This is a genomic window from Lactobacillus sp. C449L (genome assembly GCF_059900815.1).
Genome location: NZ_JBWXGA010000001.1, coordinates 461,537 through 477,282 on the forward strand (window position 1 = coordinate 461,537; position 15,746 = coordinate 477,282).

The 15,746-nt window shown below is 36.1% G+C and carries 14 protein-coding genes; 7 read left to right on the forward strand and 7 right to left on the reverse strand.

Features of this window, described 5'->3' with window-relative positions:
• Nucleotides 1-8: 8 nt before the first annotated feature.
• The 3 genes from AC2JF9_RS02215 to AC2JF9_RS02225 all read right to left on the reverse strand — a co-directional run bounded on the left by AC2JF9_RS02215 (nucleotide 9) and on the right by AC2JF9_RS02225 (nucleotide 2,806).
• Entirely contained in the window at nucleotides 9-1,013 is a 1,005-nt protein-coding gene (locus tag AC2JF9_RS02215) for a type II secretion system F family protein (protein WP_500725106.1), read from the reverse strand.
• Nucleotides 979-1,953, reverse strand: a complete 975-nt coding sequence (gene comGA / locus AC2JF9_RS02220) for a competence type IV pilus ATPase ComGA (RefSeq protein WP_500725108.1) — start codon at nucleotides 1,951-1,953, stop codon at nucleotides 979-981. Before comGA ends, AC2JF9_RS02215 begins: the two co-directional genes overlap by 35 nt.
• Nucleotides 1,954-2,077: 124 nt before the next feature.
• A complete protein-coding gene (locus tag AC2JF9_RS02225) occupies nucleotides 2,078-2,806 on the reverse strand; it encodes a YebC/PmpR family DNA-binding transcriptional regulator (RefSeq protein WP_500725109.1) in 729 nt (242 codons plus the stop codon).
• Between the two features lie 262 nt (nucleotides 2,807-3,068).
• Between AC2JF9_RS02225 and AC2JF9_RS02230 the strand changes: the two genes are divergently transcribed.
• The 4 genes from AC2JF9_RS02230 to AC2JF9_RS02245 all read left to right on the forward strand — a co-directional run bounded on the left by AC2JF9_RS02230 (nucleotide 3,069) and on the right by AC2JF9_RS02245 (nucleotide 9,145).
• On the forward strand, nucleotides 3,069-4,673 hold the full coding sequence (locus AC2JF9_RS02230) for an APC family permease (protein WP_500725385.1): 1,605 nt from the start codon (nucleotides 3,069-3,071) through the stop codon (nucleotides 4,671-4,673).
• Nucleotides 4,674-4,800: 127 nt separating this feature from the next.
• On the forward strand, nucleotides 4,801-5,619 hold the full coding sequence (locus tag AC2JF9_RS02235; RefSeq protein ID WP_500725110.1) for a Cof-type HAD-IIB family hydrolase: 819 nt from the start codon (nucleotides 4,801-4,803) through the stop codon (nucleotides 5,617-5,619).
• Between the two features lie 52 nt (nucleotides 5,620-5,671).
• A complete protein-coding gene (locus AC2JF9_RS02240) occupies nucleotides 5,672-6,373 on the forward strand; it encodes an ABC transporter ATP-binding protein (RefSeq protein ID WP_500725111.1) in 702 nt (233 codons plus the stop codon).
• Nucleotides 6,374-6,382: 9 nt separating this feature from the next.
• On the forward strand, nucleotides 6,383-9,145 hold the full coding sequence (locus AC2JF9_RS02245) for an FtsX-like permease family protein (protein WP_500725112.1): 2,763 nt from the start codon (nucleotides 6,383-6,385) through the stop codon (nucleotides 9,143-9,145).
• A 155-nt stretch (nucleotides 9,146-9,300) separates the two neighbouring features.
• On the opposite strand, the gene AC2JF9_RS02250 is transcribed toward AC2JF9_RS02245, so the two are convergent.
• Nucleotides 9,301-9,615: a GrpB family protein gene (locus AC2JF9_RS02250; protein WP_500725386.1), complete on the reverse strand. Its 315-nt coding sequence runs from the start codon at nucleotides 9,613-9,615 to the stop codon at nucleotides 9,301-9,303.
• A 291-nt stretch (nucleotides 9,616-9,906) separates the two neighbouring features.
• Between AC2JF9_RS02250 and AC2JF9_RS02255 the strand changes: the two genes are divergently transcribed.
• From AC2JF9_RS02255 to AC2JF9_RS02265, 3 genes are read left to right on the forward strand one after another with little or no spacing between them, the layout of a single operon-like run.
• Nucleotides 9,907-10,671: an ABC transporter ATP-binding protein gene (locus tag AC2JF9_RS02255; protein WP_500725114.1), complete on the forward strand. Its 765-nt coding sequence runs from the start codon at nucleotides 9,907-9,909 to the stop codon at nucleotides 10,669-10,671.
• 2 nt (nucleotides 10,672-10,673) lie between these two features.
• Nucleotides 10,674-11,405: a multidrug ABC transporter permease gene (locus AC2JF9_RS02260; RefSeq protein WP_500725115.1), complete on the forward strand. Its 732-nt coding sequence runs from the start codon at nucleotides 10,674-10,676 to the stop codon at nucleotides 11,403-11,405.
• The gene (locus AC2JF9_RS02265; RefSeq protein ID WP_500725117.1) at nucleotides 11,405-12,124 is read left to right on the forward strand and encodes an ABC transporter permease; all 720 of its coding nucleotides are present in this window, start codon (nucleotides 11,405-11,407) and stop codon (nucleotides 12,122-12,124) included. The genes AC2JF9_RS02260 and AC2JF9_RS02265 overlap by 1 nt, the downstream gene beginning before the upstream one ends.
• Before the next feature lie 65 nt (nucleotides 12,125-12,189).
• Here the strand turns inward: AC2JF9_RS02265 and AC2JF9_RS02270 are convergent, their stop codons facing one another.
• The 3 genes from AC2JF9_RS02270 to AC2JF9_RS02280 all read right to left on the reverse strand — a co-directional run bounded on the left by AC2JF9_RS02270 (nucleotide 12,190) and on the right by AC2JF9_RS02280 (nucleotide 15,746).
• Entirely contained in the window at nucleotides 12,190-14,094 is a 1,905-nt protein-coding gene (locus AC2JF9_RS02270; RefSeq protein ID WP_500725119.1) for a copper-translocating P-type ATPase, read from the reverse strand.
• Between the two features lie 21 nt (nucleotides 14,095-14,115).
• Nucleotides 14,116-14,487 carry a cupredoxin domain-containing protein gene (locus AC2JF9_RS02275; protein ID WP_500725120.1) on the reverse strand — a complete coding sequence of 124 codons (372 nt, stop codon included), beginning with the start codon at nucleotides 14,485-14,487 and terminating at the stop codon, nucleotides 14,116-14,118.
• A 476-nt stretch (nucleotides 14,488-14,963) separates the two neighbouring features.
• Nucleotides 14,964-15,746: an ABC transporter permease gene (locus AC2JF9_RS02280; protein WP_500725122.1), complete on the reverse strand. Its 783-nt coding sequence runs from the start codon at nucleotides 15,744-15,746 to the stop codon at nucleotides 14,964-14,966.

Sequence of the window (15,746 nt, forward strand, 5' to 3'; positions counted from 1 at the left end):
TATACTCCTCAAATACTTTGCATCATGGCGTACATTGGCAGCAATAATTTTAGGTACATTCCAATAATGCATAATCCAATTAAAATAAAACAAAACGGCTGAACATTAACAATTAATTTTTCGATTTTATTTGCAAGATCAGTAAACAAAGTTTGCCCTAAAAGGAGACAACGTTTACTCAATTCAGCTTTTCTAGAACCAGTTTGTAAGAGTAGCAATATTTCATCGGGCAGAAATGGTTCTTTTTTTACGATTTCTGATAAACTTTTTCCCTTTAATAGCTGATCTCCCAGCCTTTGGCCTATAAATTGCTGCAATGAACCCTTTTCTTGCTTAGAAGCATATGCACACATTTTCTGTAGAGAAAAACCATTTGCAAGTAGTAGCCCAATATCATAAACCAATAAATACTTGACATAAATTTCAACCAACTCGCCAACAATAGGATAATGCACAAGTCGTTTTAATGAATGATAATCTTGTTTTTTAAGTAATGAGATAACTCGCATCAAATAATATATAAAAGCGAAACTCATTAACAGCAAACCGAACAGCATTATATCGCCAGTATGTTCCCCTGACTCAGTAAATTGACTAGAAACAAAAGTCTGCATAAAAATTAACAGGATAATCATCATAATAGCCAAAACAAAGGGATATGATATCTCTGTTTTCAACTTCTTAATTTGAGCATTTTTTAGTCGATCTAATTTTGCAAGCTGATTCAGGCATTCAACTAGACTACCTTGCTCCATTGCTAAGTCAATTTGAACAGCAACTGTTTTCGGAAAACCTAAAATGCGCATTTCATTACTCAATTTTGAACCTGCTTGAATATTTTTTCTTAAAGTCTTGATCTTTTTTTCGCGTTTCGGCCATAAAATAGGCATTATCTCTAAGCTTGCATTAAGAGAAAAACCATTTGCTAAACTATTTTGTAAATAATCAAGAAAAATAAGGCGCTCAATACTAGTTAGCTTATCCCTCCTTGAACTGTTCAAATACTTGTGCACTAATTTGCTCTCCTTTTTTCAATCTAACTAAGTTCTCACACCAGTTAACATAGCTACCGTGATTTTCATGTTTAATTATTTCTTGTAAAAAGGTATCACTGGCAATATCCATTAGGCATGAAAACCCATCTTTGGTTGGCAATAGGCGCTGGTAACAAACAGCAGTGAGACAGTTATTTATTTCAGTGGAGTTAACTTGCAAGTTTTCTAATCGAGAAATTGTTTGCAAAGTACTTTTAGCGTGGACAGTCGCAAATACTAAGTGTCCGCTTAAGGCTGCATTAACTGCTAAACGAGCAGTGGGAGTATTTCTGATTTCTCCAATGATTAAAATGTCAGGACGGTGACGTAATGCAGCTTCAAGCAAACTTAAATAAGTAATACCTGCTTCTAAATTAACCTGAGTTTGTAAAAAACTGGACTCATGAATTTCCACTGGATCCTCAATGGTCATTACCATTTTGTTTTGTCCTACATACTTTGCAAGCATGTACATTGTAGTAGTTTTTCCTGATCCAGTTGGTCCACTGGTTAAAATTAGACCTCGTTTTTGGGTCAATTTTTTCAACAATTGAACTTGTTCATCAAAAAAGTAATTTCCTTCACTAATTTGATAAATAACTCTCATGACTAATGATTCGTAATCTAAGTAATTACCTATGCTGGAGAGTCTTAAATAGTACTTCTTATGTTCAAACTCGTATTCAAACGCTCCTACCTGAGGCCGTCGATGTTCAGCTATATCCATTTGAGCCGCAAATTTCAAATAATTAATTATTTCTTTTCCCTCATTCATTGAATAACTGGCTTGATTTACAATTCCGGTAATTATTCGAAAATTGATAACCATTCTGTTATCCTGGATCAAAAAGAAAATATCGCTGGCACGCTGATTAATTGCTTCTTCGATTAATGAATCAACCGCTTTTTTAATTCGCATAAAAACCTCCTTCATTTTTGCCACCATTATTTATTACGTAAAAGTAAAGGAAAAGTTTTAAAAATTGGGCAAAAAAAATCACCCAATTTTTGGGTGATTTTGCTTTTTTGAAATTTAAAAATTACTAATCTTCGTCTGCTGCAGCGGTATATACGTTTTGAACATCGTCATCATCTTCTAGTGCATCTACCAAGTTGGCAAATTGTTCCTGTTTATCCTCAGGAACAGGCGTAGTGTTTTCCGGAATCATTGTCAACTCAGCATTAGCAAGTTTGTAGCCAGCTTTTTCCAATGCATCTCGAACTTGAGCAAATTGTTTAGGATCTGTGTAGATCTCAAAAGCATCATCGCTAGTCTGCAAATCATCGCCACCCGCGTCCATTACGTCAAGTAACATTTGGTCTTCATCGGCATCAGTTGTTGTACGATCGATTACAATATAACCTTTGCGATTGAACATATAAGCCACTGAACCAGATGCACCAAGTGAGCCGCCATTCCGAGTAAATGCAACACGTACTGCAGAAGCAGTACGGTTTTTGTTATCAGTTAAAGCTTCAACGAAAACCGCAACACCACCAGGAGCATATCCTTCATATGTAATCTCATCATAATGTTCATCTGAATTTCCTTCAGCTTTTTTAAGCGCGCGGTCAATGTTAGTCTTAGGCATGTTATTAGCACGTGCCTTATCCATTACCATCCGCAAGTTAGGATTCCCAGAGGGATCAGGACCACCATTCTTTGCAGCCATGTATATTTCACGAGATAACTTTTGAAAAATTTTACCTCTTTTTGCGTCTTGCGCATTCTTGCGGCCTTGAATATTGTGCCATTTTGAATGTCCTGACATAAGAATCCTTCTTTCTCTGTTTAAGATATTAACGATATAATCTTAACGCACAGCCATAGAAAATTCAATAGTATCAGCCATTTAAGGAAGCTTTTCTTAAAACCTGATTTACTAGTAGCTAGTAACAAATTCTTAATTTACTCTAGTCAGCTTTACTTTTAATTAGTAAAATGTAAACGTTAGTTTTTTAGAAAAGGAGAAAATACTTGTGGAGGAAATAAATTCCAATAAAAAATTTATTTCGTGGCCAGTTTTAACATTAATGGCATTTTGCACCGTTATTGGTCTCGATGATATCATGTATAATTTCCAAAATCAGGGAATGCCGGTTGTTACTTCTTGGATTATTATGTGTCTGTTCTACGTTATTCCTTATTCGCTAATGGTGGGACAATTAGGATCAGTCTTTAACCAAGAAGGCGGTGGACTTTCGTCTTGGGTTCGTGGTACTAACGGTGAATTTTTAGGCTATTTTACTGCCTGGACCTACTGGGCAGCATCTATTCCGTATGCTGTTGATTCAGCTAATGAAATTATTGTTGATATTGGCTGGGCAATTACTGGTTCAGAAAAATTTCAAAATCAAATCTCCAACACTAGCTTTGCATTAATGACTTTTGCGATGTTCATTATTTTTATTGTAATTGAGCATTATTTTTCTCGTTCAATGGAAGTACTTTCAACCATTGGCGGTGGCTTAATGTTAATCATGACGCTAATGTTTGTCTTTCTGGCGTTTTTGGGACTAGCAAAATCAGGCGGTCACATGGCAACTCAACCATTTACCTGGAAAACTCTGATTCCAAAGTTTGATATGCATTATTGGACAACTATTGCTATGTTGATATACGCCCTAAATGGATGTGAACTAGTAGCGCCATATGTTACCAAAATGAAAAAGCCAAAATCTGACTTTCCCAAAGCAATGGTGGCTTTAGCCCTTATGACTATTTTTCTAACAGTTTTTGGATCATTTGCCCTTGGTATTTACTTTGATAGTTATCACATCCCCAATGACTTAAAGATGAACGGTGCCTATTATGTTTTTGATATGGTTGGCCATCAATATGGCATGGGTAAAACCTTGCTTTACATCTGGGCTTGGACGTCCGTCTTTTACAATGCAGCACTTTTAGCAGTTTTGTTAGACGCGATGACTAGAATGCTGATCTCGGATACTGGCGATAAGTACATGCCCCACTTTTTACAGAAAAAAGATAAAAATGGTTTACCAGTTAATGGTTATATTTTAACGGTTGGACTATCTGCTTTTATCATGCTACTGGGAATTTTCTTACCTGATATGAACGACATTTTCAATTGGTTACTAAATCTTAATGGAATTATTTCTCCAGGTGTTACTTGCTGGATTTTCTTTTCCTTCATGCAAATACGGAAAAATCCCCAGAAATTTCCTTCCGATTATGTTTTCTTAAAAAATGACCGAGTTGGCTATTTAGCCGGTTTATTTTTATTAATTGTTACCGCAGTTGCAACAATTTTAGGAATTGCACCACAAGACGTTCAACAATTCAGTGGCTACTGGTGGTATGAGTTAATCATTAATATCGTTGCAATTGTAGTATTAATTGGTCTTGGCGTAATTCTCCCTAGCATCAGACGGCGTGAAGAAGAATATGGTATCGCATTCAATCGTAACCAGTGGACTATTATGGGCATATTAATTATTGGCTCGATTATTTTTGATTTATACCTAGCTGAGAAAAACAAGTTATTTAACGGTGCCACATTCAGCCTTGGTCAAGTTAAGCTCGGCATGAATATTGTTTTAATTCTAATTGAAACTATTACTGCACTTGTCGCTTGCTGGTTAGTCGGAAAACGAAAGCCAATGAATAATAATTAATTATTTTTTCTAGCAGATTCATTTATTATGAGTCTGTTTTTTAATTCAAAAAATAACTATTTATCAGCAAAAGATTGTCTCATCTACTATATAATAAAGGTAAAGTTTTAGTGATAAGGAGAACAAAATGACATCAATTCCATTTAAAGCCGTAGCCGTAGATATGGACGGAACTTTTGAAAATGATGAAAAAAAGTTCGACCATGGACGATTTGAGAGAGTACTAACCGAATTACGCAAGCATCACATACACTTTATTGTTTCTAGTGGTAGGCCGCTATCGCGCTTGCGACAAGATTTTTACGACTTCCTTGATCGAATCGATATTATTGCTGATAACGGCTCCATTTTAACGAAAGACAATAAAGTCATAACTAGCCACGTCTTTACATACCAGACGGGTATTAAACTAATTAACTTTATCCAAACCAATTATCCTGATGTGGAAATTTTAGCCAGTGGACTAACCCGCGCCTATCTAGATAAAAAGTCCTCTGCTAAATTTAAATATTTAATGCACTTTTTCAATCCCGGTGCTGCCGAAATTTCTAATTTACTCGATATTCCAATCAACGACAGTTTAACTAAGTTAAGCCTCGAATGTTCATCAGAATTGGCAAATGAAATTGAAAAAAAGTTCAACACTATAAATACCGAAAGAATTCATTGTACAACTAGTGGTTTTAAGAATATTGATGTAATGCCCTACAACGTAAACAAGGGGCAAGGAATCAAGTATTTTTTGCGTTATTTCGATGTTAAACCAGAAGAACTAATTGCCTTTGGCGATGGTATGAACGATAAAGAAATGATTGAGTTAGCTGGTTACAGTTACGCTATGAAGAATGGCGACGAGCAACTGAAAAAAATCGCTAAATATGAAGCACCGTCTAACAACGAAATGGGTGTTTTGCAAGTCCTTGAAAGTTATTTAGAGCAAAAATAGGTCTAAAATAAATATAAAATATTGTCTACCAGAATAAGAGGAATAATTCTTTATGAGTTATATAGAAGTAAAACACAACTTTAAACGCTATCGTACTGGTGATACTGAAATTTTGGCTAACAATGATGTGAGCTTTTCAGTTGAAAAAGGTGAATTGGCTGTCATTTTAGGTGCATCAGGTGCCGGAAAGTCAACTATTTTAAACATACTTGGTGGCATGGACACTAATACTTCTGGAGATGTTGTCATTGATGGTAATAATATTGCCCATTACAACAAGCGTCAACTTACCAGTTATCGCCGAAACGACATTGGTTTTGTTTTTCAGTTTTATAACCTGATTCAAAATCTAACTGCAAAAGAAAATGTTGAATTAGCTTCTGAAATTGTTGCTGATTCACTTGATCCAGTTCAAACTTTAACTGATGTAGGTCTTAAGAATCGCATTAATAACTTTCCGGCCGAACTTTCCGGTGGTGAGCAGCAACGGGTCGCCATTGCTCGAGCCATCGCTAAAAACCCAAAAATTCTTTTGTGCGATGAACCAACTGGAGCTCTTGATTACCATACTGGTAAAAGCGTTCTTCAAATTATTGCCAATATGAGCCGCAAAAATGGAGCAACCGTGGTGATTGTTACCCATAATAGTGCTCTAGCTCCAATTGCTGACCGAGTAATTCACTTTCATGATGGCCAAGTTACCAAAATCGAGCAAAATGCCCAGCCTGAGAATATTGTCGATATTAAGTGGTAGAGGCTCAAAATGAAAAAAATGATTTGGAAAGACTTTTGGCAATCAATTAGCCACACTAAAGGGCAATTTTTGTCAATCATGGGATTAATGATGATTGGTGCCTTCGCATTAGTCGGGTTAATTGTAACTGGACCTGATATGCGGGATACCGGTAATCATTATGCTCAAGAGTTAAATACAGCTGACTTAACCGTTATTTGTAATTATGGCCTTGACCAAAAAGACACTAAGCGTATTAAAGAAGCAAAAGGGCTTGAAAAAGTAGAATTTGGCTACATGACCGATACGGTTTTAAAGAATACCTCGGAAAGTTTCCGCGTTTTCTCAAAGCCAAAAGCAATTGGTCAATATGAAGTTCGCAAGGGGCGGCTACCTGAAAATAAAAATGAAATTGCCCTTGCCGATCACTATAATAATAAGTACCAGCTTGGTCAAAAAGTTAATTTTACCGAAAAGAAAAATGTGCTTGGTACTACATTATTAAAACGTAAAAACTTCAAGATAGTTGGATTTGTTCGCTCCAGTCAGATTTTGTCGAATGTCAATTTAGGACAAAGCAACAGTGGTACAGGAGAACTAAAAGGATACGCTGTAGTTATGCCCCAAGCGTTTAATTACACTGTTTATACTGTAGCTAACCTACGCTACCATGATTTGCGTGGACTAGATTCGTATGGCAAAGAATACACCAATAAGGTCAGTCACCACAAGAAAGATCTCCAAATGATGCTCAAAAGTGGTGCTCGTGAACGGCAAAAACGAATCTACGATACTGCTATTAATAAGTTAAAGCCAAAAGAGAAAAAAATAGCTCAAGCTAAACACCAAATTCAAGCAGCTAAGCAGCAATTAGTTAACGCTAATCAGCAGTTAATAGTGCAAAAGCAACTTTTATCTTCCCAAGCGACTCAAGCCACTTCACCGCAGGCCAAGATACAACTTGCAAAAGCGCAAGCTGAACTGGCTGAAAAAAATAAGACACTACAAAAGCAAAAGCTGAAACTACAAAAGCAGTCAGCTAAAATCAATACTGGGGAACGTCAAATTTCTAAAGCTAAAAGACGATTAAAACAGCTCGCCCTACCAAGTTATAGTGTTTATAATCGACGCGAAGTTCCTGGAGGCGAAGGAAATCTTGTCTATACCATTGTCGCCAGAGTCGTTGAAGATTTAGCCAAGGTCTTTCCTATTTTTCTTTACTTTGTTGCTGCCCTTGTAACTTTTACAACTATGAATCGGTTTATCGATGAAGAACGAATCAATTCGGGAACTCTAAAAGCACTTGGTTATGATGACTACATTATTATTAATAAATTTATCTTTTATGGTTTTCTATCAGGAACAATTGGAACAATTATTGGCGTTTACCTTGGGCATACATTAATGCCGCAAATTGTCTATCATGCTTATTACAAGTCGCTGACTATTCCACCAATTGAGGAGCATTTTCACTGGCAGATTAGTTTAGTTGCCTTAATTTTATCTTGGATTAGTTCTGTCTTACCCGCCTACTTAACAGCTAAAAGTGAATTCAAAGAAAAACCAGCTTCCCTATTGTTACCCAAGCCACCAGCAGCAGGATCAAAAATTATGCTTGAGCACATTCCGTTTATATGGAATCACCTTAGCTTTACACATAAAGTTACTGCCCGAAACATTTTTCGCTACAAAAAACGGATGTTAATGACCATTTTTGGCGTTTGCGGAGCGGCTACAATGCTTTTTACCGGTTTTGCTGTTAAGAACTCAATTAGCAATATGAATAATCGCCAATTTTCTGGTTTGATTCACTACAACATGATTGTGGCAGAAAAAAAGCCCGTTACTGCTAAGCAGCAAGATGGCTTAAAAGCTAAGTTAGGAAAATCAAATATCAAATCATCAACACCTATCTACTATGAGTCAATGTCTAAAACTGCCGGTAAAAATGGTGACACGCAAGATATTACTTTGATTGTGCCTAAAAAGAGCAATCTGCTTAATCAGTACGTTCATTTAAATGATCGACGTCGTAAGCAAACTATTCCTTTAACGAATAATGGCGTAGTTATTTCAGAACGTCTGGCCAATTTGCTTCATGTTCAAAAAGGTGATCACATCACCTTAACTGATCAGGACAATCACCAACGTTCTATGAAGGTTGCGGGCATCACCGAAATGTACATGGGACACTTTCTCTTCATGAATCAGCATCAATATCGAAAAGTGTTTAACCGGCCCTATTCAACTACTGCTTACCTGGTGAATTTGAAAAATAATTCCCGCAAAAATACCAGAAAAGTGGCAGCACAGTTCATGGCTCTTAACAGCGTGGCTGGCGTAGTACAAAACACTGCAATCAGTCAGGAGCTTGATGTTGTTGTTCAATCCCTGAACATGATTATGGTTGTTTTAATCATCGTCGCCGGATTGCTGGCAATTGTTATCTTGTACAATCTAACTAATATCAATATTGCCGAACGAATTCGGGAATTGTCAACAATCAAGGTACTGGGCTTTTATGATAAGGAAGTAACGATGTATATATATCGCGAAACAATTTTGCTAACTGGTATCGGGATTTTGATAGGTTATTTAGGTGGTGACTTACTTTACCGTTACATTTTATATGTGGTCCCACCTGATAACGTGATGTTTAATCCAACACTTTCAGCTTCAAGCTTTATGTGGCCACTAGGCGTAATTGGCATCATCACTATTATTCTTGGCTTTATTGTTAATAGCAAGCTGAAGAATCTCGACATGCTGGAAGCTCTAAAATCAGTTGATTAAAAAAACCGCTGAATCTATTTCATCTTAGATTCAGTGGTTTTTTAGATTAATTTTCAAAATGTTCAGATGCTCGCCGCTTAATTTCAGCAATCATTAGACCTTTTGCATCCGCATAATCTTGAGCAGTTTACCATTCGCTAGCTGGCTTTTTTTAATTACTGATATTTTAGCCTTTCGGGCTCATTGACTAGCAACCAATCTCGAAAAATAATCAAGTCACGCGCTTCTTGGCTGTCAAGACTTATATACATGCAGATACAATTGATGCTTTTTTCCAATAAACGTCCTGTGCTCTTCAAACTCCGGTTCACGAATACACAGCTCTCTAATTGCAGCAAATAACGATTGTCTTTACTAGAAGCAGATACAACTAATAAAATTTCAATGATTAGCTTTGCACGCAAACCGAGAGTTGAGGTTGAACCAACATGTTCGACTTTTAAGGCCGTTTTACCTAGTGCTTGCTTAATATTTTGTTGCTCTTCTTTTTAAAAATTTTAGGCTACTTTAAATCGTAACCAACAAGCTGAATAAACTTATTTTGCTCAACTTTCCAACTGTTATTCTTTTAAACATGGTTTATTTTTTAACATACATTATTTAGTAATTATAACAATAAAGATGACAAAAATATGATATAATTCAAACAATAGATTTAATGTCGAACATCAAAAGATCTTCAAATTAACCTGTAAAACTTAAAAAGTCACTCCTTCCTTTTTTAGTGATAAAGAATTTACAATTAATTTTGGAGAAAAATTTTGAATAATATTTTAACAGTTAAACATTTAAAAGAAACTTATCAGGATCATGGCAAAGATTTTACTGCCTTAAATGATGTTTCTTTCACAATAAATAAAGGTGAAATTTTGTCACTTCTAGGACCAAACGGTGCTGGAAAAACAACTACAGTTTCAATAATTGGTGGCTATTTAATTCCAACTTCTGGAAATGTCGTGATGAACGGACAAGATATCACTACCACAAATAAAAGACCAAGTATCGGAGTTTCTTTTGGTGGTGAAATGGGCTTTTACCGTAATGCAACCGCCAAACAGAACTTACTGTTTTTTGCCGATTTGGCAAAAGTTCCCTATCGTAAACAAAAAGATGAAGTTGCGCGCGTTCTCGGCATAGTCGAACTGGGCAATGTCGCTAATAAAAAGACGGGCGAATTTTCAAAGGGTATGATCCAAAGACTCCATATTGCTCGTGCTTTACTTGGAAATCCCAACTTATTACTACTAGACGAACCAACAAGTGGTTTGGACATTGAAATTGCCAAAAGTGTTCAAGACACAATCAGAAATTTAGCTAATTCTGGCATCAGTATTTTACTGACTAGTCACACGATGTCCGAGGTAGAAAAACTAGCCGATCGCGTAGTTATTTTAGGCGCTGGTAGAGTTTTTTATACTGGTACAGTGGCTGGTGTAGTCGAATTGGCAAATACCGAAACTGGCAGTCAACTAACAAATTTAGAAGACTCCTACTTGGCATTAGCTCCAAAACTGAGGAGGAATTAACCATGCGTTTTATACGGCTATTTCTCTTTCATGTTCGGGACTATTTATCAGACCAATACTTTGTCTGGCTAACCATTACCAGTACAATTTCGATATTTTTAGTGCAATACACCATCGCGTATGCTGCAAAAGATTTAAATAATTCGCTGCTATGGCTTCAAAGCGGCGTCTTTGGTACTTGGACATCTTGTACTACAGTGGCAGGATGCATTAGTTTTGAAAGTTATAAGGGAACTTTACCCTATTTACTAAACAGTCAGTATGATGAACGGGCATCCCTAATAACCTTGCTGTTGCCTGCTTCAAGCTACGGGCTATGTTCATTTCCGATTTCGTTTTTCATGGCAAAAATTCTTGGTGTAGCCACTGGAAAAGTCACTTTTGCAATAGTTTTCTTAATCATTTTATTGTGGATTGGCTGCTCAATAATGGGTATTCTAATTGCTTCGTTCTTGACACTTTCTAGAAATTCAATGATTTATGAAGTTCTAATTGGCACGCCTATCTTGCTTTTGGCAGGTTTATTTGGCAATGAAACTATTTTACGCCCACTAACTAGAATTTCACAATGGTTTATCCCAATCACGGCTCCAATTGCAACATTAACCAGACAAGCTTCTTTTAACTGGCTGGCATATCTTTGCAGTCTTAGTTTTTGGATTCTTTTGATTATAATTGTGGTCAGAAAAATTAATTACTTAGTCAGAAAGAAAGGAGCTCTGAAGATAATATAATGTTTACGACACAATTTTCATCACTACCTTTTTTAGATAATTGGCGCACAAAAATCGTCTACTTTTTCCTTACTCCGCTAATCGATATGATGTTGTTGGTTTTAATCGACATGCAATATGTTGGTAGCTTTAGCTGGGGAATCGCTATTGCTTCAATTGCTATCGACGCAGCCAATTTGGCAATGCAAACAATGAGTCAGCTAATGATTGGTGATTCTGATTTACGCGTTGATTTTGAATTAATTGCCAAAAGACCATATAGTATTCGGTACTGGTTGAGTAAATGTCTAGTTTCATTAATTATTGGTGCCACGCTAGCATTCATCAATCTATTTTTAGCCTTCATTCTTGGCGCTCCTTTTGAAATAATTGGCCGAGCACTAGTATTATTGCCTTTACTGTGTCTGTATGGTATCATTCTTGGCTTTAGCGCTTGGGCAATTTCCTGGCAAATGAATGACCCATACTTTTTACAGAACATTTTTAGCGCTTTAATGCAAATTGTTTCTGGAATTCTTGTTGTCATCACGGCCTATCCGCATTGGCTAAGGGTTTTTGCAATGCTCTTTCCATTTGCAGGTCCGGTTACATATATCAAAAGTGGAACAAGCGATTTATTAAGTGGGGCAATTGTTTCAATAATCTGGTTTATAGTTGGAGTGATTGCTTATCTGATGCAAATTAAACCAGTTTTGCTCAAAGGAAAACACCGATATTAAGTTCACACAGTTTTAAAGCAAAAATTAAAAGGATAGCCGTTAATTCGGCTACCCTTTTTTCATGACTAAATTTTTACTTTTCCTAATAGAACTGAACTAATTACCACTGACAACGAGCTAAAAGCCATTGCCAAACCAGCAAATTCTGGACTTAGCGTTAAGCCAAATCCGGAAAACAATCCAGCCGCAACTGGAATACCTAGAACATTATAGATAAACGCCCAAAAAAGATTAAGCTTAATTCGTTTGAATGTTTTTTTACTTAACTTAAGCGCACGAACCACATCTTCTAAATCATTTTTAATTAAAACAATTCCTCCAGCTTCTATTGCAACATCAGTTCCTGATCCCATTGCAATACCAACATCAGCTTGGGTTAAGGCTGGGGCATCATTGATACCGTCACCAACAAAGGCTACTTTTTGTTGCAATTGCAGTTTTTTAATTTCTTCAGCTTTGTCAATTGGTAAAACTTCGGCAATTACTCGATCAATTCCTACTTGCTTAGCAATTGAAGTAGCAACTGAAGTATTATCTCCAGTTAGCATCACCGTTTGTAATCCCTGCTTTTTTAATTCACTAATTGCTAATTTTGCATTTTGCTTAGGTGCGTCCTGAATAGCAATTAGTCCGATAATTTTTTCGGCTAAAGCCACTAACACGACTGTTTTAGCTTCATTCTGCAATTCAGTTATCTGACTAGAAAATTCGGATTCATTAGTAAATTTAGTATAATTTGGACTACCTACAAAAACGTCTTGCCCTATTAGCTTACCGGTAATTCCTTGCCCTTCGATGATCTTAAAATCGCTAACTTTATTTTCAGACACTTTAGCCTTTTTAGCAGCATTTAAAATTGCTGGTGCAAGTGGATGCTCAGAGTGTCTTTCTAAGCTTGCTGCTATTTGCAATATTTTAGCTTCATCACCAATTATATTGGTTACTTGAGGTTTTCCCATGGTAATTGTTCCGGTTTTATCGAAAACAATTGTATCTAAATCGTCAGCAGCCTCTAAAATTTCACCGTTTTTAATTAAAATGCCCAGTTTGGCACCTAAGCCCGTTCCAACCATCAGTGCAGTTGGAGTAGCAAGGCCAAGGGCGCAAGGACATGCAATAACCATTACCGCTACAGCAAAATTTAAAGCAGTCGGTACACTTTTGTTAAGGAAAACAAACCAAACGATGAACGTTACTACCGCAATAATTAACACTGTCGGTACAAAAATATTAGCAACCTTATCAGTTAGTTTTTGAATTGGAGCATGGCTATTTTGAGCTTGTTTAACAATCTTAACAATCTGCGACAACATAGTGTCACTACCCACTTTTTCTGCTTCGAAAATCAGAGAACCATTTTGATTAATCGTGGCACCAATTACCTGATCTCCCGAGTGCTTTTTGGCGGGCATACTTTCTCCAGTAACCATCGACTCATCGATTGTTGAAGTCCCAGAAATAACTTTTCCGTCAACTGGAATTTTCTGGCCAGGTAAAACCTGAACCAAATCGCCTTTAATTACTTGATCAACTGGTACTTTAACAAACTCTTTTCCCCGCTTAACTAAAGCGTTCTTGGCCCCAAGATTAATTAGCTTACTAATTGCACTTGAGGTATTATGGCGCATTCTTTCTTCTAAAACCTGTCCTAAAAGGACAAAGGTAATGACAAAAGCTGCTGTTTCAAAAAAAACTGGTTTCCCAGTAAACATTGCATACACACTATATAGGTATGTTGTTAATGTTCCTAGTGCAACCAGCGTGTCCATATTGGAGTGATGTTTAAGAAAAGCTGACCAGGCACTCGTAACAAATGGCCCCGCGGAAACTAGCATGATAATCGTTGTAAAAACTAACATTGTCCATGAACCGCCTGGAAGCATCCAGCCCGTAAAAGGATGGATTATCATTTCCAGTAACATCGGTAAAGAAAACACCAAAGATATCCAAAAGCGCGTAGTTATTTTCATATTCAGTATTTCCTTGTTCAGTTACTTAACAATTACTTTACCGTGGAACATGTTCATACTACATGACCAGTCATATTCACCCGGTTTATTAGTGTCAATTTTAACTTGTTCAACTTCACCTTTTGGCAGTTTTTGATTAATACCAAAATCTGAAAAAATCACATGATCAAGGCACGTTGAAGAATCATCCCGTTTAAAGTTTAGAACTGCTGGAACACCTTTTTTCAAAACGACCTTCTCTGGGGAATAACCACCTTTAACTTCAATGTTAACCATTTGTTTATTAGCCTCAACAGTAGATTGTTCAGCCTGAACGTTGTGCTTACCAAAAAACCACCAAGCAATAAATGCTATCAGTACAATACCTGCAATTAAAACAGTCAGTTTAGTCATGATTATTTCTCCTTTTGCCCTTGAATTTATGTCTACATTTGTAAACTATATTTAATATACACTTTAAGTTTACAAATGTAAACTTAAATGCTTTTTTTAACAAAAAAATACCCTTTTGATTAAAATCAAGGGTATTTCCTTTCATATCTACTCTTCGACTACACGAGAGCTTTTATTTAATTCAAACTTGGACATTTTCAGCTTGCAAGAATATAAACTGTAAATCTATCCCTAATAACTCAACAAGCTTTATTATTAAATAGCTATTTAAAGTGGTCCAAGTCTGAAAAATATTTTGCCTTTTCAAGTATATATATTAAATGAAAAGGTGGCAGTTTTTATATCGATAATTACAACTTTAGGCTTGTAATTTTAAACTGCAAGCCATAATTCTACGGACTTTATATTTAGCTTGCAAGGATTTTGACGCATTTTTTGCAATTTCTGTATAGAATAATTAGTATTTTTCAGGGTGCTTATCTACCTGCTCCATCATATTTTTTAATGCCTAAATTCCAAACAAAAGTATCTAAAAAGATAAAGATGATTGCTACTATAACTTGTGTCAATAAAATACCCAAACGATTTGGATGCAACAAAATAATTGTCGCCGGCGAAGCAATTAACCCTAGTGGCAGGATGAAATTGAAGATTACATTTCCTATTCCACGAAAAATCGTTGACGGGTACCTACTCATTTGTATCATACTTAAAAACAAATCTGTTCGTCCAAAATTAGTTGGAAACCAAAAAGCAGAAATTGTCCAAAGATACCACAACGAATAATATAGTATGCAGCCCAAAACACAAGAGAGAAGAAAAAAGCCGATTTGAGAGAAAGCGATTGAGTAGTTGCGGCAGGCGTATATAACAACTATTAATCCTAAAATAGCATTAACAAATTGAGTAAATTCAACTGATCTGAAAAAGTAAAACAATTTCGTATTCACAGGTTTTAAGAGTATTGAATCAAGTGTTCCTTCACGAATGTCCTTTTCCAGCATTGGCATTGTTCTGACTAAAAAAGCCATTAAGATCCCATCAAGCATTGTATACACGCCCACCAATAAAAGACATTCATCGAATGACCAGCCACCAATTGTATCTACATTTAAGTAAATAACTCTAAAAAATACGATTGGAATTCCTAACCATAATATAGAGGATAATATGCCAAATAGTGTGTCTAGCTGAAAACTGACGCTTTCCAAAAAAGATATTTTAATTAAAGACTTGACTAACTTAAGTTTATTTTTCAT